Origin of the sequence: Escherichia sp. MOD1-EC4550 (assembly GCF_963876935.1) — a bacterium.
Classification (GTDB): domain Bacteria; phylum Pseudomonadota; class Gammaproteobacteria; order Enterobacterales; family Enterobacteriaceae; genus Escherichia; species Escherichia coli_F.
Genome location: NZ_CAWNSE010000009.1, coordinates 240,518 through 266,360, shown reverse-complemented (window position 1 = coordinate 266,360; position 25,843 = coordinate 240,518). Strand labels below are relative to the sequence as shown.

Sequence of the window (25,843 nt, the reverse complement as noted above, 5' to 3'; positions counted from 1 at the left end):
AAACACGAATCATGAATAATTTACCGCTGCTGAACGATTTGCGCGTCTTTATGCTGGTGGCTCGCCGGGCTGGTTTTGCCTCCGTGGCAGAAGAATTGGGCGTTTCACCGGCGTTCGTCAGCAAGCGCATCGCCTTGCTGGAGCAAACGCTAAACGTGGTGTTGTTACACCGCACCACCCGCCGCGTCACCATTACCGAAGAAGGAGAGCGGATTTATGAATGGGCGCAGCGGATTTTGCAAGATGTCGGCCAGATGATGGACGAGCTTTCTGACGTGCGTCAGGTGCCGCAGGGGATGTTGCGTATTATCAGCAGCTTTGGTTTTGGACGACAGGTAGTGGCTCCGGCGTTATCAGCGCTGGCGAAAGCGTATCCGCAACTGGAATTACGTTTTGATGTGGAAGACCGGTTGGTCGATTTGGTCAATGAAGGTGTCGATCTCGATATTCGCATTGGCGATGACATCGCCCCTAATTTAATCGCCCGCAAACTGGCGACCAATTACCGCATTCTCTGCGCTTCGCCGGAATTTATTGCGCAATATGGCACGCCGAAACATTTAACCGACCTTTCTGCATTGCCATGTCTGGTCATTAAAGAGCGCGATCATCCTTTTGGTGTCTGGCAATTACGCAATAAAGAAGGCCACCATGCGATTAAAGTCACCGGCCCGCTGTCGTCTAATCATGGAGAAATTGTCCATCAGTGGTGTCTCGATGGGCAGGGGATTGCTCTGCGCTCCTGGTGGGATGTTAGCGAAAATATTGCCAGTGGACATTTAGTGCAAGTGCTACCGGAGTATTACCAGCCAGCAAATGTCTGGGCCGTTTATGTTTCAAGGCTGGCGACGTCAGCGAAAGTGCGGATAACGGTAGAATTTTTACGCCAGTATTTTGCCGAGCACTACCCGAATTTTTCACTGGACCACGCCTGATTAATGATTCAATTATCGGGTTGATATCAGGTTAAACCCTGATTTTCTCCTTTCTAAGCCGCTAGAGATTGGTTAGCATATTCACCTTTAATCGCGCATGATCGATAGATAATTAAAGAGGTTAATGTGTTCGCTGAATACGGGGTACTGAATTACTGGACCTATCTGGTTGGAGCCATTTTTATTGTGTTGGTGCCAGGGCCAAATACCCTGTTTGTACTCAAAAATAGCGTCAGTAGCGGTATCAAAGGCGGCTATCTTGCGGCCTGTGGCGTATTTATTGGCGATGCAGTATTGATGTTTCTGGCATGGGCCGGAGTGGCGACATTAATTAAAACCACCCCGATATTATTCAACATTGTACGTTATCTCGGTGCGTTTTATTTGCTCTACCTGGGGAGTAAAATTCTCTACGCGACCCTGAAGGGTAAAAATAGCGAGGTCAAATCCGACGAGCCCCAATACGGTGCCATCTTTAAGCGCGCGTTAATTTTGAGCCTGACTAATCCGAAAGCCATTTTGTTCTATGTGTCGTTTTTTGTACAGTTTATCGATGTTAATGCTCCACATACGGGAATTTCATTCTTTATTCTGGCGACGACGCTGGAACTGGTGAGTTTCTGCTATTTGAGCTTCCTGATTATTTCTGGTGCTTTTGTCACACAGTACATACGTACCAAAAAGAAACTGGCTAAAGTGGGCAACTCACTGATTGGTTTGATGTTCGTAGGTTTTGCCGCCCGACTGGCGACGCTGCAGTCCTAATGCTTTCAGCCCGCGTTATCGCGGGCTTCCTGCCTGTAATCTTTCCTTATTCATCGCTGATACGGTGCTAAAGAGTAACCAATAAATGGTATTTAAAATGCAAATTATCAGGCGTACCCTGAAACGGCTGAAATAAACTGTTTTCAGCACATTCATCGAAGGAGGGAAAAGGATGCTGCAAATCCCACAGAATTATATTCATACGCGCTCAACGCCTTTCTGGAATAAACAAACTGCGCCTGCCGGAATATTCGAACGTCATCTTGATAAAGGAACGCGCCCGGGGGTTTACCCACGCCTTTCCGTTATGCATGGGGCGGTCAAATATCTCGGCTACGCTGATGAACACAGTGCAGAGCCTGATCAGGTGATCCTTATCGAAGCGGGGCAGTTTGCGGTGTTTCCGCCAGAAAAGTGGCACAACATTGAAGCCATGACTGACGACACTTATTTCAACATTGACTTCTTCGTTGCTCCTGAAGTCCTGATGGAAGGCGCGCAACAACGAAAAGTCATTCATAACGGGAAATGAATCATGGGCAAAGCAACGTATACCGTGACCGTCACCAATAACAGTAATGGCGTTTCTGTCGATTATGAAACAGAGACGCCGATGACTTTGCTGGTGCCAGAAGTGGCGGCTGAAGTGATAAAAGATCTGGTGAATACCGTGCGTTCTTATGACACGGAAAACGAACATGATGTTTGTGGTTGGTAATTATCACTGATCGTAGATGGCGCAATTTCTGCGCCATTGCAAAAAAATCCTCCGTGACGCTTGTCACAAATCTTGCCCTCCTGATGTTGTGCTATGCTTTTTATCAGCGACTAACCCGCTAATGCAAAACAGATAAGTGAGGAAACAATGGGCATTCTGTCATGGATTATTTTTGGGCTTATTGCCGGTATTCTGGCGAAGTGGATCATGCCAGGTAAAGATGGTGGTGGATTCTTTATGACTATCCTGCTGGGGATAGTCGGTGCCGTAGTCGGCGGATGGATCAGCACGCTGTTTGGCTTTGGTAAAGTCGATGGCTTCAATTTTGGCAGCTTCGTGGTTGCCGTTATTGGCGCGATTGTCGTGCTGTTTATCTACAGAAAGATTAAAAGTTAACGCTTAAATTGCACAAAGGCTGCACACAGGCAGCCTTTGCTATTTTCTAGATGTGACGTTACCACCATCCCAGCTCAGTGCCGAGTACGACAATAATCGCCACACCCATCATAATAATCGTTGTTTTTTTCATCTTTATGCTCCCGGGGCAGCATAGCCGCCAATAAAAAACCATGCTAAAAATACGACCGCTGTAATAAAGATTACAACCGGAAAAATAATACCGATTCGCATGTTATCACCAATCAAAAGGATGTGAATACGCCTCAGGAATGTAGCGCTGGATGCGCGACAAAAGGGGTTTTCTGTTTGTGTTTTTTCTCCTGATACATCGCGATATCGGCAGCATGCAGGGCGCTGTCTGCATCGGTCGTTTCAGGATCGACTTCTACTATGCCAAGACTGGCACCAGGATAATACAAATCAACATCACCTAAGTGATATTCTCCGCGTATTTGCTGTTGAATACGTTCTCGCAGCGATGGAATATCTGCATTCTCATTGTTCAGTGAAACAACCAAAAACTCATCACCGCCGAGACGACCAATAACTTCGCCATTTTGCTGGAGCGTATTAAGGCGCTCGCCAACCTGAATAAGAAACAGATCGCCACTATTATGACCAAAACGATCATTGATTAATTTGAAGTTATCCAGATCGATAAATGCGATCATTATCTTATGGTTAAGATGCCTCGCAAGAGAAAACAGCGTCGTCAGGTTTTCAAAAATCGCCCGCCGATTCGGTAGCCCGGTTAACGAGTCGGTATACGATTGCGCAATCAGTGCGGCATTGGCTTCGCGCAGCTGTTCAACCAGCGCCTCTTTTTGAATATATTGTGCAATCAGTCCGGCGAATAACTGCAAAACCTGTTCCGCGCGTTCACTCCACTGGCGCTTCTCACTGCTGGCGGCGCAAAGCGTGCCATAGAATGATCCATCCGGTAAGTGAATTGGCGTGCTCAGAAATGTGGTGATGCCAAGATTTCGTGCCGCAATACAGTCGCCCCAACGGTCGGGGACTTCATCGCTGAAAAAGCAGTTTTCATCAATGGCGCGTTTGCATAACGAGTAATCCCACGAGACGGTAAAATTCTCCGGGATGTGCATTTTCTGGCTGTTACGGGCAAACATTATATGCTGCAGGCGCGCTTCGACATCCACTTTGGTCAGGTAGGTTGATTCCATATCAGTGACCATTTCCAGCATCTCCAGAAGCTGTCGGACCAGGCTTTCCAGTGACTGTTCTTTGGCAAGGGATTGCGAGACGCGGGCGATAATCTGATCTGACACGAAACAACTCCAGGATACGGCGGGTAAATGCTGATTATTTAATCTTTGCAGGCATGATAAAACATCAACAACAAAGATGAAACAAGGCGTAATATGATTTGAGTGAATGTAATAAAAATAGTGCTGCAAAACAAAACGATACCGCGATACTCTAAGCCTGGATAAATATGTGAGATCAATAAATGAAAATTATCAGTTTTGTTCTGCCTTGCTTGCTGGTCCTGGCTGGTTGTTCAACCCCTTCTCAGCCAGAAGCACCTAAACCGCCGCAGATTGGTATGGCAAATCCGGCGTCGGTCTATTGCCAGCAGAAGGGCGGGACGCTCATTCCTGTGCAGACAGCGCAAGGGGTCAGCAACAATTGCAAATTACCGGGCGGTGAAACGATTGATGAATGGGCATTGTGGCGACGGGACCATCCGGCTGGTGAAAAATAACCGCCGGATGCTGCACTAAAATCACAAGCTACGTAGCCAGTCGGCCAGCACCAGTGCATGGTTCTGCGTGGTGTTTTTTGCTGAGTAGAGCAGGGTTAGCGGCTGTTTTTTGGCGATGTCTGCCAGCCGCTTTCCTTCTTGCTCGTGTTGCGTCAGTTCTGCAAGATATTGCTCGCGAAAGGTTGCAAAATCGACGACTTCGCCGTGAAAGGCTTTGCGCAGTTCCGTTGACGGCGTGATTTCTTTATCCCACTCATCAAGGGCTAAATCGGTTTTTTTGATACCGCGTGGCCAGAGGCGGTCGACCAGTACGCGATAACCATCGCTCTGTTCAGCCGGATCATAAACGCGTTTGCACTGAATATTCATCGTATTTGTTCTCCCTTTCACGCATGATTTGTCACGTCACTATAGCACCGGATATTAGCGAATTTCTTTGTCTCTCCCGGCGCAAAGTCCGAAAATCGCCATCAGTAGTGAAAGTATTGCAACACCCATCAGTGGTACGGACCAGTCACCGTTAGCATCGTGTATTTTACCCATCAGTGGCGGCCCACAGGCTGCCAGCAAATACCCGACGGATTGTGCCATCCCCGAGAGTGCCGCCGCCTGATGCGCAGAACTTGCCCGCAGACCAATGAACGTCAACCCCAGTATCATTGTTGCGCCGGAACCAAAACCGAAAAGCAGAGTCCAGGTGATCGCGTGTGCTGGCATAAAGCAGAGCCCAACCGCGCCCACTGCGCACATCAAGGCAACGAACGCTGCAATACCACGCTGATCTTTCACATGATGTAAGAAAAGTGGGATCAGCAAACCGGGAGCTGCTGTGGCTAGTTGCAGCAAACCATGCAGTGAACCCGCCTGTGCTTCGCTATAGCCGTGACTGATGAGGATCGCCGGAAGCCAGCCAATAATCACGTAATAGACGAGTGAGTTGATCCCAAGAAACAATGTTACCTGCCAGGCAAGCGGCGAACGCCAGATACCCCGAGTATGTAAGGCGCGTGAGGTACTCAAATTTGCATGTTGTTGACTTCGCCACTGTGGCAGCCATAAAAAAAGAGCCAGCAGAGGAAAACACATCAGCATGAGCAACGCGCCTTGCCAGCCAAAACCGTTCAAAGCCAGCGGCACGACCATAGCCGATCCCAGTGCCGCCGCAGCTCCCATTGTCAGGGAATATGCGCCGGTAAGTCTGGCGACGGAATGAGGGAAATCGCGTTTAATTAATCCTGGCAGTAAGACATTGCCTAATGCAATCCCACCGCCAATGACCGCTGTACCGCCAAATAATAAGTAAGGCGAAGGGAGAGAGCGAATTGCAATACCAGCACAGATCAAAAGTAACGCGGCAAACAGGCTACGTTCCATACCAAAACGTCGCGCCACCGGGGCAGCCAGCGGTGAGATTAGCGCAAAGGCTAATAATGGCAGGGTGGTCAATAAGCCGGTTTGCGCCGTCGTCAGCGAGTAAGCGGAACGAATCGTATCCAGTAACGGTGCTGCGCCGGTAAAGGTGACGCGTAATGTTGTGGCAATCATCAGAATGCCAGCGATAAGGACAATCCTGTTTTTGCCGCTTAATGAAGTTGAACAGGTCATATGCTTCTCATTGTTACAAACGAGGCTGTACCCTACCGTTTTTATTGTTATGTTGAATCAAGCTAAAATGACAAATTATCGCTAAATTCGGACAAAATGATGCACAGGTTGAATCTCAATGGCTATGAACCCGACCGACACCATGAAGCCGCGGTCGCATTTTGTATTCACGCCGGAACGGATGAGTTAACCAGTCCTGTACATCAGCACCGCAAAGGGCAGCTGATACTGGCGCTACATGGTGCAATTACCTGTACGGTGGAAAATGCTTTGTGGATGGTGCCGCCGCAATATGCGGTTTGGATACCGGGAGGGGTGGAACATAGCAATCAAGTGACAGCTAACGCTGAACTCTGTTTTTTGTTTATAGAGCCCAGCGCAGTGACAATGCCGACAACATGTTGCACATTGAAAATATCGCCCTTATGCCGGGAATTAATTTTAACCCTGGCAAACAGGACGACGACTCAGCGTGCTGAGCCGATGACCCGCAGATTAATTCAGGTCCTGTTTGATGAACTCCCTCAGCAGCCACAACAACAGCTGCACCTGCCCGTTTCTTCTCATCCTAAAATCCGCACGATGGTGGAGATGATGGCGAAAGAGCCCGTCGAGTGGGGCTCATTGGGGCAATGGGCTGGCTTTTTTGCGATGAGTGAACGCAATCTTGCCCGGCTTATAGTGAAAGAGACGGGGTTGAGTTTTCGCCAGTGGCGTCAGCAGTTACAGCTGATTATGGCGCTTCAGGGATTAGTGAAAGGCGATACTGTACAGAAAGTTGCTCATACGCTGGGGTATGATTCAACAACGGCCTTTATTACTATGTTTAAGAAAGGCCTGGGGCAAACGCCAGGCCGATATATTGCGGGATTAACTACTGTTTCCCCACAATCAGCGAAACCAGACCCGCGGCAATAAGCGGGCCAACCGGTACGCCGCGAAACAGCGCCACGCCCAAAACAGTGCCCACCAGCAGCCCGGCGACCAGTTGCGGCTGGCTGCCCATTAACGTCACGCCGCGCCCACCTAGCCAGGAGACAATAACGCCTACTGCAATTGCCACCAGCGATTTCCAGTTCAGAAACGAGTGAATCAGGGTTGAGGGCGGTAGCGTCCCGCTGGCGATGGGGGCCATAACGCCAATCGTCAGAATGATTATCCCGATACTTAGCCCCTGTTTTTCAATCCACGGGAAAAAGGTGCTTAACGGTGTGACGCGGACAATGATTAACACCAGAATTGAAACGGCGACAGTGGTGTTATGACTGATAAAGCCCAGCGCAGCTAACCCGAGCAGGATCAGCAAAGTGACATCAAACATCGTGGTTTCCTTGCCAAAAAATAATAAGCCTGCTTACTTTACGCTTGCTGCAGGAAGGAAGTAGAAAATCTTTACGTTTTTTGCATAAAAAATCAGGCGAACTGTCATCAAACTGCCATTTGTGCACGCTAACAATAACGTGAAAACAGCTATCTCCCCGGGGCATACTATGAACGATCAAATGTTTGTCGAGACACTGATTATCACGTCATCGTTTTTTGCCATTGCTGTTGTGCTGGTTTTGTCCGTTCTTCTTATCGAACGGACAGGCTAGTTACGCAGTGCGGCGGAAATTGACCAGTTCTGGTTGCGCAATGCGCAAATAATCCGCGGTTTTCAAAATAACGGATTTATCCAGCATGCCTGCATTAAAGGCGATTTCATCGAATCGCTCGAAGAGCAATGGGTCGGCGACCAGTTTGAGTTTTGGATGGAAGCTGAAAGGGGGGATCGCGCCAAAGACACAGCCTGTCAGTTCATCGACTTCCGCAGGACTGGCCAACGAAGCGCGTAATCCGCCTATATGACTGGCGAGTTGGCTCAGATCGGCCTGTTGATCGGCAGCGAGGATCGCCAGAACATGTTGATTCACGCCATTGCCTTTGACTTTACATACCAGCGCTTTTGCACCCTGGCCTAAAGCGGTGCCACGAATTTCTGACACCGCTTCACATTTACCTACCGCTTCGTGGGTAACGACGCGGAAGTCAGCACCTTCTTGTGATAATAAAGCGATTAACCGCTGATGCGTCACGCTTCCTTTAGCCATTTCAGTCATTTCATGCTCCTGAGATTACAAGCAAACAACCACAGAAGATTATCATGAACGGCTGTTTTTGTTCTGCTTATTGACATATAAACGCTCATCGGAAGCTTTATACGCATCATGTAACGTATCGTTTTCTTTCATCGCGTAAATACCGGAAGAGAAGCCGATCTCTTTTTGCGGCGCGATATGTTGCAGACGTTTTTCGATACGTTCAGGCAGTTGTGCTGCAATTTGCGGCGTCGAATCGACAAGAATGATGCAGAATTCATCGCCACCGAGTCGGATGGCATAATCACTTTTACGAATCGACTGTTTAATCGCCTGAGCTAATAACGTAATCGCTAAATCTCCTTCCTGATGACCGAGCGTGTCATTTATTTGCTTTAACTTGTCCATGTCAATTGCAATAAACATCACCGAAGAACCAGATTGCACCAGTTTTTGCAACCGCTGCTCCAGTTCAGGGGTTAATATTTTGCGATTATACAGTCCGGTCATCGCATCACTAATATTTTCTCGCGACACGTTTTGGTATAAACGGAAGTGCATCCGGACCATATTCAGCAAAATTAACGCCGTCAAAATCCAGAACAGAACGCTTTTCCACGAAGACGTGATAAAGTAAAGAATATCAATGGATAACGAGACACGAATACCGCCCGGTAAGTCATGGACGTAACTGACATACTGGAACAGATTATCTTCGCTCTGGTTGATGATAATGTCGCGCCCTGAATCTGTATCAGTTAGCGTGACATTGAGAAAACGCCAGAGGAGAGGGCGGTCATGAGTGTAAAAGATATTCCGCAGATTGTTTTTGTTAATATCCAGCAGCACAATCCCTTTTAGCTGCCCTGCGACATATACCGGCGTCAGCAAACTCATCACGTTCTGTTTAGTACGCTGATCCTGGTAAATGCTCGATAATACGGTACGCCCGGTAAATACCTTTTCAATATCTTTGCGATCGATGCCAATACTTCCTGACTGCAGGAAGGACCAGTTATTCATCGCAAAGTACTCAACATTAACCGGCTCATAAAAATAGACATAGCGGTCATTGAGATCGAGATAATAGTGAAATTTCTCTTCGGCCATTCCAAGACCTGAACCATAATCATCCTGGTGGCGGTTGCCTTCCACTGCCTGATCAAAAGCGGGTAATAGTGCCGCAGCTTCTACAATTGTGTCGCAGTCAGTGGATGCGGTTTGTAGTGTACCGTGTAAGTCCGTGTACTTATGGGCAGTCAGGTTTAAGCCATGGGTATTATTGGCAGACTCAAAAGCCTCGCAGATGGCACGCCGCTGTTCTGGCGACACTTCCGACTGCTCTGCAGCGAGAGCGCGCATCACATGCGCGGCAATACTCTGATTTTGATACTTGTCATAAAGAAAGGAGGAGTCTGCTCTCTGCACGATATAGCGCAGATAGGCACTCATTGCTCTGTCGCTGGCGACAAGTTCAAAAATAAGGAAGGAAGATGTCAGCACAATGACACTTGCGGCGATAAAATGCCGGAGCATTCTATGGTGCAATTTCATGATAAATGGCACTCCTTCGGTTAGTGAAACGAGAAAACCAGATAAAGTTCGATTGCGGCCTGGCACAGGGGCGCTAATTATACTCATCTCTGCGCCGCTGGGGAGGGGAAATTTAGGGGTAATAGTAATAAATTGTATGCAAAAGCCACGCAAAAAGCATGGCTCTGAATATTTTTGCACTTAAATATGATGAATAATCACTTTGTTGCCCCCCTCGCTTTTCGCTTCGCGTAAGGCTTTATCTGCTTCCGTCATGACAAGCGAGATATTACGCGTGTCACCCGTTGAAAAAACCGTGCCAATACTGATGGTCATTTGTTCAGGAACATCATATCTGTTACTAAAACCGGTCAGGAGTTCGACATTTTTACGCATACGTTCCGCAATGATTTTTGCCTGGGCACTATTGAGTTCGGTAAATAGCAAGCCAAACACCTCACCCTCCAGTCGCGCTAAAATATCATCGGGGCGGATGCTTTGCTGGATAATATCGACAATTGAAACCAGCACTTTATCACCCACACGATGTCCCCATTGGGCATTGATGCGCTTGAACTGATTAATATCAACCAGCATGACACAAAAGTCCTTAACAACAGGTCGCGACAATAATGACTCTACGCTGTTGAAAAAGTAGCGCCGATTATAAATATTGGTCAGTACATCATGAACTGCCAGTTTGCTGGAGAGTTGCAGTTCCTGAAAAATGTTATAAATCAGAAAAGACACAACAAACAGTTTACTGGAAACTTCAATCCCGCGACTGATATACCAGATGGTGTAATTATACTCATCCAGAGTCAGTAGAAGTAAGTTGCAGCATAGCGATGCCAGACATAATAATGCTATTAACGGCCATAGTTCGCTGGCTAATCGTGTACGCATGATAATAAAGAACAGTAAAAATGCCCACAAACAAACCAATATTTTTGTATAGTTGATTCCCCAGGTCGCAGTATGGTTGTCCGGACAGTAATCGACGACATACAAAGAATAGTCAGCGTTATAACTGCTCAGATTGTGTGCCAGAAGGGGAAAAACTAAAAAAGGAATCAGCGCCAGCAACAGAATGCCAGTTTTTTTCTTATTGTTGTCAAGGATGTTGTCTTTCCCATAACAAAAGAGCGCCAGCGAGGTTAAACAAATGAAACTGAGTTGGCGGAAAATATAGAAAATAGAAACATCATTCGACTTTGTCTGGATCAGTGTACTGCCGTTGATTGGTTTATAGATAATTACAATGGTTTCAACTAAATAGATAAGGCCACTTAAAAATGCAAGGCTTAAAATGAGTGTTGGTAAAATTTGTTTGTTAGTGAAATACTTCATTAACATGAAAAGAAAAATGACGGCGTTAAGGAAAAACAAAGCCACAACAACCATCAGGTAATTCATCTGTGGGATGAGTTTTACATTCGTGTTTTCGTTATATAAGGTAGTAATGCAAAATAAAATTAACGTCAGCAATAAGCTGAAAATAAAAAAGCCTTGAGCTTTTAATTTTTGTGTACCCATAGAAGCCATAAAAAGGAGAGCAATGTGAGTGCTGGATTTTATTGATGGCAGAGATATATGGTTTTGACCAGGATCAATTTTCGTTGACGATAAAAAATAATTAAAGAATAACCCCAGGGAAATACGTGTTGACCGAATCATTTTTCCGAATGATTGTTTTCTGAAACTAAATTGTGTAAAGGTTATGCTGTCATATTTAAAGCGATTGTAAGCTAATGTATGTAATAAATGAGATAATTTACAGTGAGCTAAAAATCAGCCAGGCGATAATGACCCGGCTGACAGTTTTAGTCTTTAGCTGTTGCATTTTGTTTATGAAACAGTTCACGGAACACCGGATAAATATCATCCTGGTCGCGGATATGCTGCATCGCAAAATTGTCGAAAGTAGATTGCAGATGTTCATATTCTCGCCACAGTGTCTGATGAGCGCGACGGGTAATTTCGATATAGCTGTAATAACGAACAACGGGCAATAATTTTTTCGCCAGGATTTCATGGCAAAGTGGAGAGTCATCGGCCCAGTTATCGCCGTCCGATGCTTGTGCCGCGTAAATATTCCATTGCGCCGGGTTATAACGCTCTTTCACCACCTCATCCATCAGTTTCAGGGCGCTGGAAACAATGGTACCGCCAGTTTCCTGTGAGTAGAAAAACTCATGTTCATCGACTTCTTTCGCCTGGGTATGGTGCCGGATGTAAACGACTTCCACGTTCTTGTACGTTCTGCTAAGGAACAGATACAGCAGAATATAAAAACGCTTAGCCATATCTTTAGTGGACTGATCCATTGAACCCGAAACGTCCATCAGGCAAAACATCACTGCCTGGCTGGAGGGATCGGGTCGTTTTTCGTAGTTCTTGTAACGTAAATCGAAGGTGTCAATAAAAGGGACGCGTTCAATTTTGGCACGTAATTCTGCAATTTCTTTGCGCAGACGTTCCTCTTCCAGTAGTTGCGCAGGCTCACTGTTGCTGATGATGGCCAAATTCTCTTCCAGCGCATGAAGTTCCCGCCGCTTGCCCGCCGTCATGGCTGTGCGTCGCGCCAGTGAGTTCTGCAATGAACGCACAACGCTGATATTGGCAGGAACGCCGTTAGCGGTATAACCCGCCCGATGCGTTTTATATTCGGTCAGCTGGCGTTGTTGGTTTTGTTTCAGATTCGGTAAGGCCAAATCTTCAAAGAGCAGATCAAGATACTCATCTTTCGAAATCTGAAAGACAAATTCATCCTGACCTTCACCATCCTGGCTGGCCTGGCCCTGACCACTGCCGGAACCTCCGCCACCACCCTGGGGACGTTCAATTCGGTCGTTCTGGACGAAATGGTCATTGCCCGGATGTACGCGGTGGCGCAGGCCACCACGCCCCTGATGAAACATCGGTTCGCTAATATCTTCCGTGGGAATGGATACGGACTCGCCGCTGTCGACGTCAGTCACCGAACGCTTATTAATGGCCTCGGAGATCGACTGTTTAATTTGCGCTTTATAACGGCGTAAAAAACGCTGGCGATTCACCATGCTTTTGTTTTTGCCGTTCAGACGCCGGTCAATAAACCAGGTCATATGCCCCCCGTACTACATTTGCCAACTGTTTGCTACGCCTGTGTTGCCGCTTCTCTGGCCCACGGTTCGCTGTCGTTGTAGGCCCGGTAGCATGCGTACCGGGCCATGGTTGTTAAGACGATTTACGTACGCGCAAATACCATTCGCACAGTAAACGCACCTGTTTACGGGTGTAGCCTTTTTCCATCATACGGTCGACAAAATCGTCGTGTTTCTTCTGCTCGTCGGTTGACGTTTTGGCGTTAAACGAAATAACCGGCAACAGCTCCTCGGTATTAGAGAACATTTTCTTCTCAATAACCGTGCGCAGTTTTTCATAGCTGGTCCAGTTCGGATTGCGTCCGCTGTTATTCGCTCTGGCGCGCAGTACGAAGTTGACAATCTCGTTGCGGAAATCTTTTGGATTACTGATCCCCGCCGGTTTCTCAATTTTCTCCAGCTCAGCGTTGAGAGATTCGCGGTCAAATAGCTGCCCGGTATCCGGGTCGCGATACTCCTGATCCTGAATCCAGAAATCTGCATACGTGACATAACGGTCAAAAATGTTTTGTCCATATTCAGAATAGGATTCAAGATACGCAGTCTGAATCTCTTTGCCGATAAACTCGGCATATTTCGGGATCAGATAACCTTTCAGGAACTCCAGATAGCGTTCTGCCTGCTCTTGCGGGAACTGCTCGCGCTCGATCTGCTGTTCCAGGACGTAGAACAGATGAACAGGGTTTGCTGCCACTTCCACGTGGTCGAAGTTGAACACGCGAGAGAGGATCTTAAACGCAAAACGCGTGGACAGACCGTTCATCCCTTCATCAACGCCTGCGTAGTCACGATATTCCTGATACGACTTGGCTTTCGGATCGGTGTCTTTCAGACTTTCGCCATCATAAACCCGCATCTTCGAATAAATGCTGGAGTTTTCCGGCTCTTTCAGACGCGAAAGAATGGAAAAACGAGACAGCGTTTCCAGCGTGCCAGGTGCGCAGGGGGCGTGAGTCAGTTCACTGTGATTAAGCAATTTCTCGTAGATTTTGATCTCTTCGGAAATACGCAAGCAATATGGCACCTTCACGATATAAACACGATCGAGGAAGGCTTCGTTGTTCTTGTTATTACGGAAAGTGACCCATTCGGATTCGTTCGAATGGGCGAGAATAATCCCGTTAAACGGCAAGGCGGAGATACCTTCCGTCCCGTTGTAGTTACCTTCCTGAGTGGCGGTTAACAGGGGATGCAGCACTTTAATCGGTGCTTTAAACATCTCGACAAACTCCATGATCCCCTGGTTGGCGCGGCACAGTGCACCAGAATATCCGTAGGCGTCTGGATCGTTCTGCGCGTAGTGTTCAAGTTTACGGATATCGACTTTCCCTACCAGCGCTGAGATGTCCTGGTTGTTCTCATCGCCAGGTTCCGTTTTGGCGATAGCAATTTGTTGCAGAATTGACGGCCAGACCTTTACCACCCGGAACTTAGTAATATCGCCACCAAATTCATGCAGGCGTTTTGCTGCCCACGGCGACATGATGGTGCCAAGATAGCGTCGAGGAATGCCATACTCTTTTTCCAGAATCTGCGCATCTTCTTGCGGATTGAAAAGACAGAACGGATGATCGTTGACCGGGCTCCGCTCACCGTTAGCGCTTAATACATAGATCGGCACGAGCTGCATTAATGATTTCAGTCGCTCAGCAAGCGATGATTTACCCCCACCCACAGGCCCCAGCAGATACAGGATTTGTTTCTTCTCCTCCAGCCCCTGAGCCGCGTGTTTCAGATAAGAGACAATCTGTTCAATCGCGTCTTCCATGCCGTAAAACTCTTCAAAGGCCGGGTAACGTGCAATGACCCGGTTAGAAAAGAGTCGAGAAAGTCTGGGTTCCTGGGCTGTATCGACCATGACAGGCTCACCGATAGCCATCAATAGCCGCTCAGCCGCGTTGGCATAAGCACTGCGATCTTGCCGACAAGTGGTAAGAAACTCCTGCAGTGTGAACTCTTCGTCCTTGGCAGCTTCATATCGCTGGCGATAGTGATCGAATATATTCATGGTATGCCGTCCTTTCGTTTTTTAGCACAGGTTAAGAGCCGTTCATATGAATAGTAGAGGCTCCCGGAAGAGGTAAACTGAACGACGTCTCTTGCTAAAACACAGCAACTCTCATGCCATTTTATCGACGATGAGAACAACGTGCCCGGTGATACACCTTCAAAATTAAGCGTAGATGGCAAATGGAAAACTTGCCTGCACGGCTTTCTTAATTTCAATGGCATATCAACAACTCATCCATAAAATTTGCATAATTAATGTAAAGACCAGGGTCGCCAGTAACGCGTAATTCATTTGGCTGTAAGCGTGGTGTCATCTGCGTCAGGAAAATTAAACAGTTACTTTAAAAAATGAAAACGTAAAAAGGTTGGGTTTCGATGTATTGACGGGTAAACTTTGTCGCCCGCTAAACATTTGTTTAAGGAATGATTAATTGTGACCAAACTCAAACTTCTGGCACTTGGAGTGCTTATCGCAACGTCTGCAGGCGTAGCGCACGCTGAAGGTAAATTTTCCCTGGGCGCAGGCGTAGGTGTCGTTGAACACCCATATAAAGATTACGATACCGATGTTTACCCAGTACCGGTAATCAACTATGAAGGCGATAACTTCTGGTTCCGTGGCTTAGGTGGTGGTTACTACCTGTGGAATGACGCAACGGATAAACTTTCAATTACCGCTTACTGGTCGCCGCTTTACTTCAAAGCTAAAGACAGTGGCGATCACCAAATGCGTCACCTGGATGACCGTAAGAGCACCATGATGGCTGGTCTGTCTTATGCTCACTTTACCCAGTACGGTTACCTGCGTACCACCCTGGCTGGCGATACCCTGGATAACAGCAACGGCATCATCTGGGATATGGCCTGGTTGTATCGTTACACCAACGGCGGCCTGACCATAACCCCGGGTATCGGTGTGCAGTGGAACAGCGAAAACCAGAACGAATACTATTATGGCGTATCGCGCAAAGAGTCTGCGCGCAGCGGTCTGCGTGGCTATAACCCGAACGACAGCTGGAGCCCTTACCTGGAGCTGAGTGCCAGCTACAACTTCCTCGGTGACTGGAGTGTTTACGGTACCGCGCGCTACACCCGTCTGTCTGATGAAGTTACTGACAGCCCAATGGTGGATAAATCCTGGACTGGCCTGATTTCTACCGGGATCACCTACAAATTCTGATAATGCATCTTTCCAGGGCATTTTGTGCATAAAAACAGGGCGTAACGCCCTGTTTTGCATTACGGTGGTGCAATACTTGGGAGGAAACAATGCAACAAAAAATGATTCAATTTAGTGGCGATGTCTCACTGCCAGCCATAGGGCAGGGAACATGGTATATGGGCGAAGATGCCAGTCAGCGTAAAACAGAAGTTGCTGCACTACGCGCGGGCATTGAACTCGGTTTAACCCTCATTGATACCGCCGAAATGTATGCCGATGGCGGTGCCGAAAAAGTGGTTGGGGAAGCATTAATCGGTCTGCGTGAGAACGTCTTTCTCGTCTCTAAAGTCTATCCGTGGAATGCTGGCGGGCAAAAAGCGATAAATGCATGCGAAGCCAGTTTACGCCGTCTCAATACTGATTATCTCGATCTCTACTTATTACACTGGTCTGGCAGTTTCGCTCTCGAAGAGACTGTCGCAGCGATGGAAAAATTGATCGCCCAGGGAAAAATCCGCCGCTGGGGCGTTTCTAACCTTGATTATGCCGATATGCAGGAACTCTGGCAGCTGCCGGGGGGAAATCAGTGTGCCACTAATCAGGTGCTTTACCATCTCGGTTCACGAGGGATTGAGTACGATCTACTTCCCTGGTGCCAGAAACAGCAGATGCCGGTGATGGCTTACAGTCCATTAGCCCAGGCCGGGCGGTTGCGCAATGGACTGTTAAAAAATGCGGTAGTCAACGAAATTGCACATGCTCACAATATCAGTGCGGCACAAGTATTGTTGGCGTGGGTAATCAGCCATCAGGGTGTGATGGCGATTCCAAAAGCGGCAACTGTCGCACATGTCCAACAAAATGCGGCTGTGCTTGAGGTTGAACTTTCGTCAGCGGAATTAGTTATGCTGGATAAAGCGTATCCGGCACCAAAAGGAAAAACTGCGCTGGATATGGTGTGATGTTGATACGTGCCGGATGCATCGCACCCGGCACACAATATTAACGCAAATTAACGTTTCGCAACGCGAATGGATTGCGCCAGATGTGCAGGTTTCTCTTTGGTGACTTTTTGCGTTTCTGAAGCGTATGCCGTTTCTACACAAACAAAGGTCTTGTAGCCATCATCCGGCATATCGCCCATGCTAACTGAAAGCGCCGGTCCTGGGTTCCAGCCTACAACGTTCAGATGATGCTGGTGGCCTACGGCGATAATACGATTCAGCGCTTCGTCATTAATTACGCTGCAATCTTGCGGATTCAGATACACGCGATCGGTACGGTCAGGGAAGGTCTGAATACCGTCGGTCAGTACATCTTCTTTCGCGTCATTTACTTTATCAATGAAGCGATCGCCTAGTCCACTGACGCTTACCTTAGCGATATCACCCACGTTAAAGTAGGTATGCAGAGCAGAGGTAGTTTCAAATTCGCCGTGTGCTTCAAGATCGATTTCACAGGTTTTACCCACGTGGAAATGCGCTAACAGCGTAAAGTCGTGCGGCCAGAATTTTTTCGTCTCTTCGCTTTGTGTCAATTCAAAAGCCAGCGCTACACCATCAGCATCTTCACGATGTGATTTCAGCGTCCACGGCAGGTTGCGGGCAAAACCGTGCGCAGGCAGACCTTGTTGTGCAGCCGGACCAAACCACGGCCAGCAAACCGGTATGCCACCGCGAATGGCGACGCCATTTTTGAACGGTGTGTTGTTACTCAACCACAGAACTTCTTCTTCACCCGCAGGTTTCCACGAGAGAAGGTGTGCGCCCTGTAATGCAAAAGAGGCTTTTACCTGGGGATGATCGACCACAATGAGGTCCAGTTCATCCAGTTTACGACGGGAGAGGACAGGGGAGATTTGTTCGATGACCGGAAGGGCAAAAATTTTCTTAATCATGACGCAGTCCTTTAACTTCATTTTATCAGGTAAAAAAAAGAGCGACCGAAGTCGCTCTTTTTAGATCACAGAGTCATCTCAACTTATTTGGAGATGTGAGCGATCAGGTCCAGAACTTTGTTGGAGTAACCGGTTTCGTTGTCGTACCAGGATACCAGTTTCACGAAGTTGTCGTTCAGAGCGATACCCGCTTTAGCATCGAACACGGAAGTGCAAACTTCGCCGTTGAAATCGGTAGATACTACGTCATCTTCGGTGTAGCCCAGAACGCCTTTCATTTCGCCTTCAGCAGCAGCTTTAACGGCAGCTTTGATCTGCTCGTAAGTTGCAGCTTTTTCCAGACGAACGGTCAGGTCAACTACGGATACGTTCGGGGTCGGAACGCGGAACGCCATACCAGTCAGTTTGCCATTCAGTTCTGGCAGTACTTTACCTACAGCTTTAGCAGCACCGGTAGAGGACGGGATGATGTTCTGGGAAGCGCCGCGGCCACCGCGCCAGTCTTTGTGAGACGGGCCATCAACGGTTTTCTGAGTAGCGGTAGTAGCGTGAACGGTGGTCATCAGACCTTCGATGATGCCGAAGTTATCGTTGATAACTTTAGCCAGCGGAGCCAGGCAGTTGGTGGTGCAGGAAGCGTTAGAAACGATGTCCTGGCCAGCATATTTGTCGAAGTTAGCGCCTTTAACGAACATCGGAGTGTTGTCTTTAGACGGACCAGTCATAACCACTTTTTTCGCACCAGCGGTGATGTGTTTACGAGCAGTTTCGTCAGTCAGGAACAGACCAGTTGCTTCAGCGACAACGTCAACACCAACTTCGTCCCATTTCAGGTTAGCCGGATCACGTTCAGCGGTAACACGGATTTTTTTACCGTTAACGATCAGATGACCGTCTTTCACTTCAACGGTACCGTCGAAACGGCCGTGAGTGGAGTCATATTTCAGCATGTATGCCATGTAATCAGCGTCTAACAGGTCGTTGATTGCAACGATCTCGATGTCAGAACGTTTCTGAGCAGCACGGAAAACAATGCGACCGATACGGCCAAAACCGTTGATACCTACTTTGATAGTCATATATTCCACCAGCTATTTGTTAGTGAATAAAAGGTTGCCTGTAAAATTACAAAAACCTTACGCAGCGTCAAGCGGAATCGTGTCAATCATTGCGACAAATCAATCCTGTGCCTAAGCATTATGCGACTGACTCGCCTCACTCTTCCTTTGGGCTTGAGACCACATGGGGTCGGCGCCCCGAATTTTAAAGGGCAATTACGATAAAAATGTGATTTTCATCACGATTTAGGTGCAGCCATTTCGTCGAGATCAAGTTTAGGACAAAATTTTGCCAGTTGGTGTTAATGTTTTGTTAGAATCAGTCACGTAATGTGAGCACGATTAAAGTGAGATGTGAGCAAATGGCTAATAAACCTTCGGCAGAAGAACTGAAAAAAAATTTGTCCGAGATGCAGTTCTACGTGACGCAGAATCATGGGACAGAGCCGCCATTTACGGGTCGTTTACTGCATAACAAGCGTGACGGCGTATATCACTGTTTGATCTGCGATGCCCCGCTGTTTCATTCCCAAACCAAGTATGATTCCGGCTGTGGCTGGCCCAGTTTCTACGAACCGGTGAGTGAAGAATCCATTCGTTATATCAAAGACTTGTCACATGGAATGCAGCGCATAGAAATTCGTTGCGGTAACTGTGATGCCCATCTGGGGCATGTCTTCCCCGACGGGCCGCAGCCAACGGGTGAACGTTATTGTGTTAACTCAGCCTCTTTACGCTTTACCGATGGCGAAAACGGCGAAGAAATCAACGGTTGAAAAAACGATTCAGCAACTTATTCCACAGGAGCGGAAAAATTATGAATCTTGATGACATTATCAACAGCATGACGCCTGAGGTATACCAGCGTTTGTCGACTGCTGTTGAACTGGGAAAATGGCCCGATGGTGTTGCGCTGACCGAGGAACAAAAAGAGAACTGCCTGCAATTGGTGATGCTTTGGCAAGCCCGCCATAATACCGAAGCTCAGCATATGACAATTGACACAAATGGTCAGATGGTTATGAAGAGCAAACAACAGTTAAAAGAAGATTTTGGTATCTCAGCAAAGCCTATTGCCATGTTTAAGTAAGTGGTTTGTCCCCTTTTTGCCGCGGTTATAAAGGGGATAGCCAACAATAACCCCACGACTCATCTCAATTATCTCGCCCCGACCTGGCTAAGTCCCAGCCCGGTCTCTTGCAGTCGCGTTCACGCCTGAATGACTTCTCCTGAACTTAAGTCTCAGACCTATTTGGCCGGTAATCCCTCTCAAATTTGCTCATTTTGCGTTCCACCTTCCATCACCCTGTAACAGACCCGGCCATTTTCTGCGTAATTGTGATCTGAGTTGTAAAACACAGATCAATATCTGTGTTTTACAGATTTAATGTTGACCTCAAAAATCATGTGGGTAAGTATGATGGCCATCTAAGCAAAACAAAACACAGAGGATGACGCAATGAAAGCACTGGCTCGGTTTGGCAAAGCCTTTGGCGGCTACAAGATGATCGATGTCCCACAACCCATTTGTGGCCCGGAAGATGTGGTGATTGAAATTAAAGCTGCGGCAATCTGCGGCGCAGACATGAAGCACTACAATGTCGATAGCGGTTCTGATGAGTTTAACTCTATCCGCGGCCATGAGTTCGCAGGTTGTATTGCGCAGGTTGGTGAAAAAGTCAAAGACTGGAAAGTGGGGCAACGCGTCGTGTCGGATAACAGCGGTCACGTTTGCGGCGTTTGTCCGGCCTGTGAACAAGGTGATTTTCTGTGTTGTACAGAAAAAGTAAACCTTGGTCTGGATAACAATACGTGGGGCGGTGGTTTTTCCAAATATTGTCTGGTTCCTGGTGAAATTCTCAAAATTCATCGTCATGCGTTGTGGGAAATCCCTGATGGTGTTGATTATGAGGATGCAGCCGTACTTGACCCTATCTGCAATGCCTACAAATCCATCGCGCAGCAATCGAAATTCCTCCCTGGTCAGGATGTAGTCGTCATCGGCACTGGCCCACTCGGGCTGTTCTCCGTACAAATGGCGCGGATTATGGGGGCGGTAAATATCGTCGTCGTTGGTCTACAAGAAGATGTGGCGGTCCGCTTCCCGGTTGCAAAAGAACTGGGTGCGACGGCTGTAGTAAATGGTTCTACCGAAGATGTGGTGGCGCGCTGCCAGCAAATTTGTGGTAAAGACAATCTGGGACTGGTGATTGAATGCTCCGGTGCCAATATCGCACTTAAACAAGCCATCGAAATGCTCCGTCCGAACGGGGAAGTGGTACGCGTTGGAATGGGCTTCAAGCCTCTTGATTTCTCGATTAATGACATTACCGCCTGGAACAAAAGCATCATTGGGCATATGGCCTATGACTCCACCTCATGGCGTAACGCTCTCCGGCTATTAGCCAGCGGCGCTATCAAAGTCAAACCGATGATCACGCATCGTATCGGCCTGTCGCAATGGCGCGAAGGGTTTGATGCGATGGTCGATAAAACCGCAATCAAAGTGATCATGACTTACGACTTTGATGAATAACTACTCTCCTGAAGGAACGTTATCGCATGGAACAGATAACAAAACCGCATTGTGGTGCACGGCTGGATCGCTTACCGGATTGCCGCTGGCATTCGTCAATGTTTGCCATCGTCGCGTTTGGCTTGCTTGTCTGCTGGAGTAATGCCGTTGGTGGCTTGATCCTCGCGCAGCTGAAAGAGTTGGGCTGGACAGATAATTCCACCACTGCCACATTCTCAGCAATTACGACCGCCGGAATGTTTCTCGGTGCGCTGGTTGGCGGCATCATCGGTGACAAAACCGGTCGCAGAAATGCGTTCATCCTCTATGAGGCCATTCATATTGCCTCGATGGTTGTCGGTGCTTTTTCACCGAATATGGATTTCCTTATTGCCTGCCGTTTTGTGATGGGCGTTGGGCTGGGAGCTTTACTGGTGACGCTGTTTGCTGGTTTCACCGAATATATGCCCGGTAGAAATCGCGGAACATGGTCCAGTCGGGTTTCCTTTATTGGCAACTGGTCATATCCGCTCTGTTCATTGATTGCGATGGGACTCACGCCACTGATTAGTGCAGAGTGGAACTGGCGAGTACAACTGCTTATCCCTGCAATATTGTCGCTTATCGCTACGGCGCTGGCCTGGCGCTACTTTCCTGAATCCCCGCGCTGGCTGGAATCGCGCGGACGGTATCAGGAAGCCGAGAAAGTCATGCGGAGTATAGAAGAAGGCGTCATACGCCAGACGGGTAAACCTTTGCCGCCCGTGGTTATTGCTGATGACGGTAAAGCGCCACAAGCGGTGCCGTATTCAGCCTTACTGACAGGAGTATTACTGAAACGCGTGATATTAGGTTCTTGTGTGCTGATTGCCATGAACGTTGTGCAGTACACACTAATTAACTGGTTGCCAACGATATTCATGACCCAGGGGATTAATTTAAAAGACTCGATTGTTTTAAATACCATGAGTATGTTTGGCGCGCCATTTGGTATTTTTATTGCCATGCTGGTGATGGATAAAATTCCGCGTAAAACAATGGGTGTGGGGTTATTAATCCTGATTGCGGTGCTCGGATATATCTATTCACTGCAAACCAGTATGTTGCTCATAACGCTGATTGGTTTCTTCCTGATTACTTTCGTCTATATGTACGTTTGCTATGCCTCGGCAGTGTATGTCCCTGAGATCTGGCCGACAGAGGCCAAATTACGTGGCTCCGGTCTGGCGAATGCAGTAGGGCGAATCAGTGGTATTGCCGCACCTTATGCCGTTGCAGTGCTGCTCAGTAGTTATGGCGTAACGGGAGTCTTTATTCTTCTGGGGGCGGTTTCAATTATTGTCGCAATTGCTATCGCCACCATTGGAATTGAAACCAAAGGTGTCTCCGTTGAAAGTTTAAGTATTGATGCAGTAGTCAATAAATAATACTGGTGGATTCAAAATGAAAAATTCAAAAGCAATATTGCAGGTGCCGGGCACAATGAAAATTATTTCTGCAGAAATACCTGTGCCTAAAGAAGATGAAGTTTTGATTAAAGTAGAATATGTCGGTATTTGTGGTTCAGATGTACATGGTTTTGAATCAGGCCCGTTTATTCCGCCTAAAGACCCAAATCAAGAAATTGGCCTGGGTCATGAATGCGCCGGGACGGTTGTGGCTGTGGGAAGCCGTGTGCGCAAATTTAAAGCGGGGGATCGGGTAAATATCGAACCTGGCGTTCCTTGCGGTCACTGTCGTTACTGTCTGGAAGGCAAATATAACATTTGCCCGGACGTTGATTTTATGGCGACACAACCTAACTACCGCGGTGCATTAACGCACTATCTGTGTCATCCGGAGAGCTTTACTTACAAACTGCCCGACAATATGGACACGATGGAAGGGGCGCTGGTGGAGCCTGCTGCAGTCGGTATGCATGCCGCGATGCTGGCAGATGTTAAACCGGGTAAGAAGATAATTATTCTGGGAGCGGGTTGTATTGGTTTGATGACGTTGCAAGCATGCAAATGCCTGGGAGCTACGGATATTGCCGTCGTTGATGTACTGGAAAAACGTCTGACAATGGCGGAACAGCTCGGCGCGACAGTGGTTATTAACGGCGCAAAAGAAGACACTATTGCACGCTGTCAGCAATTTACCGAAGAAATGGGCGCAGATATTGTTTTCGAAACAGCGGGTTCTGCGGTCACCGTTAAACAGGCACCTTATCTGGTAATGCGCGGCGGTAAAATTATGATTGTTGGTACTGTACCGGGCGATTCGGCAATCAATTTCCTCAAAATCAATCGCGAAGTCACTATCCAGACAGTATTCCGCTATGCCAATCGTTATCCGGTCACGATTGAAGCTATTTCCTCAGGGCGATTCGATGTGAAATCGATGGTGACACATATTTACGATTATCAGGATGTACAACAGGCATTTGAAGAGTCGGTTAACAACAAACGCGACATTATTAAAGGCGTTATTAAAATTAGCGATTAATTAATACGGGAGAACAGAATATGCTCGCAGATATCAGATATTGGGAAAACGATGCCACAAATAAACATTATGCAATTGCCCATTTTAACGTATGGAATGCAGAAATGTTGATGGGCGTTATCGACGCAGCCGAAGAAGCGAAATCACCGGTTATTATTTCTTTTGGTACAGGTTTTGTCGGGAACACCTCATTTGAAGATTTCTCTCACATGATGGTATCAATGGCAAAAAAAGCAACGGTGCCGGTAATAACTCATTGGGATCATGGTCGGAGTATGGAAATTATTCATAACGCCTGGACTCATGGTATGAATTCATTAATGCGTGATGCTTCCGCATTTGATTTCGAAGAAAATATTCGTTTAACCAAAGAGGCTGTTGATTTCTTCCATCCGCTGGGTATTCCGGTAGAGGCAGAATTAGGGCATGTCGGTAATGAAACCGTTTATGAAGAAGCGCTGGCGGGCTATCACTATACCGATCCTGACCAGGCGGCTGAATTTGTTGAACGTACGGGCTGTGACTCATTGGCTGTCGCCATCGGCAACCAGCATGGGGTTTATACGTCAGAGCCACAATTGAACTTTGAGGTCGTCAAACGCGTACGCGATGCCGTTTCTGTTCCGCTGGTTTTGCACGGCGCATCGGGGATCAGTGATACCGACATTAAAACTGCAATTTCGTTGGGTATCGCGAAAATCAACATTCATACGGAGCTCTGTCAGGCCGCAATGGTAGCAGTGAAAGAAAACCAGGATCAGCCTTTCCTGCATTTAGAACGTGAAGTACGTAAAGCTGTAAAAGAACGGGCATTGGAAAAAATTAAACTGTTCGGTTCTGATGGCAAAGCGGAATAATGATATGGATAATCTCGACGTTATTTGTATAGGTGCCGCTATTGTTGATATTCCATTGCAACCGGTCAGTAAAAATATCTTTGATGTGGATTCTTATCCTCTTGAAAGAATCGCAATGACCACCGGGGGTGATGCAATAAATGAAGCAACAATTATTTCTCGTCTGGGCCATCGCACAGCATTAATGAGTCGTATTGGTAAAGATGCCGCCGGGCAATTTATTCTCGACCATTGTCGCAAAGAGAATATTGATATTCAAAGCCTGAAGCAGGACGTCAGCATAGATACCTCTATTAACGTTGGACTGGTGACGGAGGATGGCGAGCGGACGTTTGTCACAAACCGTAACGGCAGTCTGTGGAAATTGAATATTGACGATGTTGATTTTTCGCGGTTTTCTCAGGCGAAATTATTATCTCTGGCCAGTATTTTCAACAGTCCTCTATTGGATGGTAAAGCGCTAACAGAAATTTTTACGCAAGCTAAAGCCCGGCAGATGATTATCTGTGCCGATATGATCAAACCGCGGTTGAATGAAACGCTGGATGATATTTGCGAAGCATTGAGTTATGTCGATTATCTGTTTCCTAATTTTGCCGAGGCAAAATTACTCACTGGGAAAGAGACACTGGATGAAATTGCTGACTGCTTTCTTGCGTGCGGCGTAAAAACGGTGGTGATTAAAACGGGTAAAGACGGCTGCTTTATCAAGCGTGGTGACATGACGATGAAGGTGCCGGCGGTCGCAGGAATAACCGCCATCGACACTATTGGCGCAGGCGATAACTTTGCTTCTGGCTTTATAGCGGCTCTGTTAGAAGACAAAAATCTGCGTGAATGCGCACGCTTTGCCAATGCAACGGCGGCTATCTCGGTTCTAAGCGTCGGTGCCACCACCGGTGTAAAAAACAGAAAGCTGGTCGAACAATTGCTGGAAGAATACGAAGGATAA

The 25,843-nt window shown here is 47.4% G+C and carries 30 protein-coding genes; 17 read left to right on the top strand and 13 right to left on the bottom strand.

The window, feature by feature from the left end:
• The first annotated feature begins 11 nt into the window (after positions 1-11).
• The 5 genes from dmlR (at position 12) to AACU19_RS06530 (ending at position 2,814) form a co-directional block, all read left to right on the top strand.
• On the top strand, positions 12-935 hold the full coding sequence (gene dmlR / locus AACU19_RS06550) for a DNA-binding transcriptional regulator DmlR (RefSeq protein ID WP_105271125.1): 924 nt from the start codon (positions 12-14) through the stop codon (positions 933-935).
• A 126-nt stretch (positions 936-1,061) separates the two neighbouring features.
• Entirely contained in the window at positions 1,062-1,700 is a 639-nt protein-coding gene (gene leuE / locus AACU19_RS06545) for a leucine efflux protein LeuE (protein ID WP_000457194.1), read from the top strand.
• Positions 1,701-1,872: 172 nt separating this feature from the next.
• Complete coding sequence (yeaR, locus tag AACU19_RS06540) at positions 1,873-2,232, top strand: DUF1971 domain-containing protein YeaR (protein ID WP_000939317.1); 360 nt, start codon at positions 1,873-1,875, stop codon at positions 2,230-2,232.
• 3 nt (positions 2,233-2,235) lie between these two features.
• Positions 2,236-2,418, top strand: a complete 183-nt coding sequence (locus AACU19_RS06535; protein WP_000513737.1) for a DUF1869 domain-containing protein — start codon at positions 2,236-2,238, stop codon at positions 2,416-2,418.
• Between the two features lie 147 nt (positions 2,419-2,565).
• Positions 2,566-2,814, top strand: a complete 249-nt coding sequence (locus AACU19_RS06530; RefSeq protein ID WP_000512153.1) for a GlsB/YeaQ/YmgE family stress response membrane protein — start codon at positions 2,566-2,568, stop codon at positions 2,812-2,814.
• Positions 2,815-2,872: 58 nt separating this feature from the next.
• Here the strand turns inward: AACU19_RS06530 and yoaJ are convergent, their stop codons facing one another.
• Genes yoaJ through dgcP form a run of 3 tightly spaced genes read right to left on the bottom strand, consistent with a single transcriptional unit; the run spans position 2,873 to position 4,106 of the window.
• A complete protein-coding gene (gene yoaJ / locus AACU19_RS06525; RefSeq protein ID WP_001386836.1) occupies positions 2,873-2,947 on the bottom strand; it encodes a protein YoaJ in 75 nt (24 codons plus the stop codon).
• Between the two features lie 2 nt (positions 2,948-2,949).
• The gene (locus AACU19_RS06520) at positions 2,950-3,048 is read right to left on the bottom strand and encodes a YoaK family small membrane protein (RefSeq protein WP_001219350.1); all 99 of its coding nucleotides are present in this window, start codon (positions 3,046-3,048) and stop codon (positions 2,950-2,952) included.
• Positions 3,049-3,080: 32 nt separating this feature from the next.
• Positions 3,081-4,106: a diguanylate cyclase DgcP gene (gene dgcP, locus AACU19_RS06515; RefSeq protein ID WP_001559244.1), complete on the bottom strand. Its 1,026-nt coding sequence runs from the start codon at positions 4,104-4,106 to the stop codon at positions 3,081-3,083.
• Positions 4,107-4,288: 182 nt separating this feature from the next.
• On the opposite strand from dgcP, the gene yoaF reads away from it, so the two are divergent.
• The gene (gene yoaF, locus AACU19_RS06510; RefSeq protein WP_000691930.1) at positions 4,289-4,543 is read left to right on the top strand and encodes a DUF333 domain-containing lipoprotein YoaF; all 255 of its coding nucleotides are present in this window, start codon (positions 4,289-4,291) and stop codon (positions 4,541-4,543) included.
• A gap of 21 nt (positions 4,544-4,564) precedes the next feature.
• Here the strand turns inward: yoaF and AACU19_RS06505 are convergent, their stop codons facing one another.
• Positions 4,565-4,912: a DUF488 domain-containing protein gene (locus AACU19_RS06505; protein ID WP_001354723.1), complete on the bottom strand. Its 348-nt coding sequence runs from the start codon at positions 4,910-4,912 to the stop codon at positions 4,565-4,567.
• Between the two features lie 54 nt (positions 4,913-4,966).
• Positions 4,967-6,148, bottom strand: a complete 1,182-nt coding sequence (gene nimT / locus AACU19_RS06500; RefSeq protein WP_000128490.1) for a 2-nitroimidazole transporter — start codon at positions 6,146-6,148, stop codon at positions 4,967-4,969.
• Between the two features lie 96 nt (positions 6,149-6,244).
• Between nimT and nimR the strand changes: the two genes are divergently transcribed.
• A complete protein-coding gene (gene nimR, locus AACU19_RS06495; protein WP_000972246.1) occupies positions 6,245-7,066 on the top strand; it encodes a DNA-binding transcriptional regulator NimR in 822 nt (273 codons plus the stop codon).
• Here the strand turns inward: nimR and AACU19_RS06490 are convergent.
• Positions 7,023-7,469 (bottom strand): DUF441 domain-containing protein, encoded by a 447-nt coding sequence (locus tag AACU19_RS06490; RefSeq protein WP_000460707.1) that lies wholly within the window; start codon positions 7,467-7,469, stop codon positions 7,023-7,025. The genes nimR and AACU19_RS06490 overlap by 44 nt on opposite strands.
• Positions 7,470-7,638: 169 nt before the next feature.
• Between AACU19_RS06490 and yoaI the strand changes: the two genes are divergently transcribed.
• The gene (yoaI, locus tag AACU19_RS06485; RefSeq protein WP_000999630.1) at positions 7,639-7,743 is read left to right on the top strand and encodes a small membrane protein YoaI; all 105 of its coding nucleotides are present in this window, start codon (positions 7,639-7,641) and stop codon (positions 7,741-7,743) included.
• On the opposite strand, the gene yeaK is transcribed toward yoaI, so the two are convergent.
• The 5 genes from yeaK to yeaG form a co-directional block, all read right to left on the bottom strand.
• A complete protein-coding gene (yeaK, locus tag AACU19_RS06480; protein ID WP_000138043.1) occupies positions 7,744-8,247 on the bottom strand; it encodes a mischarged aminoacyl-tRNA deacylase in 504 nt (167 codons plus the stop codon).
• 42 nt (positions 8,248-8,289) lie between these two features.
• Positions 8,290-9,780, bottom strand: coding sequence for a diguanylate cyclase DgcJ (gene dgcJ / locus AACU19_RS06475; protein WP_105278829.1), 1,491 nt, complete (start codon positions 9,778-9,780; stop codon positions 8,290-8,292).
• Positions 9,781-9,960: 180 nt separating this feature from the next.
• On the bottom strand, positions 9,961-11,436 hold the full coding sequence (locus AACU19_RS06470) for a sensor domain-containing diguanylate cyclase (protein ID WP_105278828.1): 1,476 nt from the start codon (positions 11,434-11,436) through the stop codon (positions 9,961-9,963).
• Positions 11,437-11,582: 146 nt separating this feature from the next.
• Complete coding sequence (locus AACU19_RS06465) at positions 11,583-12,866, bottom strand: YeaH/YhbH family protein (protein WP_000219686.1); 1,284 nt, start codon at positions 12,864-12,866, stop codon at positions 11,583-11,585.
• A gap of 112 nt (positions 12,867-12,978) precedes the next feature.
• A complete protein-coding gene (yeaG, locus tag AACU19_RS06460; protein WP_001019882.1) occupies positions 12,979-14,913 on the bottom strand; it encodes a protein kinase YeaG in 1,935 nt (644 codons plus the stop codon).
• A 435-nt stretch (positions 14,914-15,348) separates the two neighbouring features.
• Between yeaG and mipA the strand changes: the two genes are divergently transcribed.
• Both mipA and yeaE read left to right on the top strand, forming a co-directional pair.
• Complete coding sequence (mipA, locus tag AACU19_RS06455; protein WP_000163766.1) at positions 15,349-16,095, top strand: scaffolding protein MipA; 747 nt, start codon at positions 15,349-15,351, stop codon at positions 16,093-16,095.
• 89 nt (positions 16,096-16,184) lie between these two features.
• Positions 16,185-17,039: a methylglyoxal reductase YeaE gene (gene yeaE / locus AACU19_RS06450; protein ID WP_001296125.1), complete on the top strand. Its 855-nt coding sequence runs from the start codon at positions 16,185-16,187 to the stop codon at positions 17,037-17,039.
• A gap of 50 nt (positions 17,040-17,089) precedes the next feature.
• Here yeaE and AACU19_RS06445 read toward each other — a convergent pair whose 3' ends face one another.
• Entirely contained in the window at positions 17,090-17,974 is an 885-nt protein-coding gene (locus tag AACU19_RS06445; protein ID WP_105278827.1) for a D-hexose-6-phosphate mutarotase, read from the bottom strand.
• An 83-nt stretch (positions 17,975-18,057) separates the two neighbouring features.
• A complete protein-coding gene (gapA, locus tag AACU19_RS06440; protein ID WP_000153502.1) occupies positions 18,058-19,053 on the bottom strand; it encodes a glyceraldehyde-3-phosphate dehydrogenase in 996 nt (331 codons plus the stop codon).
• 341 nt (positions 19,054-19,394) lie between these two features.
• Here gapA and msrB point away from each other — a divergent pair, with 341 nt between their 5' ends.
• From msrB to AACU19_RS06405, 7 genes are all read left to right on the top strand, one after another.
• Positions 19,395-19,808: a peptide-methionine (R)-S-oxide reductase MsrB gene (msrB, locus tag AACU19_RS06435; protein WP_001284618.1), complete on the top strand. Its 414-nt coding sequence runs from the start codon at positions 19,395-19,397 to the stop codon at positions 19,806-19,808.
• Positions 19,809-19,849: 41 nt separating this feature from the next.
• On the top strand, positions 19,850-20,122 hold the full coding sequence (locus tag AACU19_RS06430; protein ID WP_001046790.1) for a YeaC family protein: 273 nt from the start codon (positions 19,850-19,852) through the stop codon (positions 20,120-20,122).
• Between the two features lie 369 nt (positions 20,123-20,491).
• A complete protein-coding gene (locus tag AACU19_RS06425; protein ID WP_001520669.1) occupies positions 20,492-21,568 on the top strand; it encodes a zinc-binding dehydrogenase in 1,077 nt (358 codons plus the stop codon).
• Between the two features lie 26 nt (positions 21,569-21,594).
• Positions 21,595-22,974: an MFS transporter gene (locus tag AACU19_RS06420; protein WP_000435312.1), complete on the top strand. Its 1,380-nt coding sequence runs from the start codon at positions 21,595-21,597 to the stop codon at positions 22,972-22,974.
• A gap of 16 nt (positions 22,975-22,990) precedes the next feature.
• Complete coding sequence (locus AACU19_RS06415) at positions 22,991-24,034, top strand: NAD(P)-dependent alcohol dehydrogenase (RefSeq protein ID WP_000798095.1); 1,044 nt, start codon at positions 22,991-22,993, stop codon at positions 24,032-24,034.
• A gap of 20 nt (positions 24,035-24,054) precedes the next feature.
• Positions 24,055-24,891, top strand: coding sequence for a ketose-bisphosphate aldolase (locus AACU19_RS06410; protein WP_000878883.1), 837 nt, complete (start codon positions 24,055-24,057; stop codon positions 24,889-24,891).
• A gap of 4 nt (positions 24,892-24,895) precedes the next feature.
• Positions 24,896-25,843 (top strand): sugar kinase, encoded by a 948-nt coding sequence (locus AACU19_RS06405; protein ID WP_001354718.1) that lies wholly within the window; start codon positions 24,896-24,898, stop codon positions 25,841-25,843.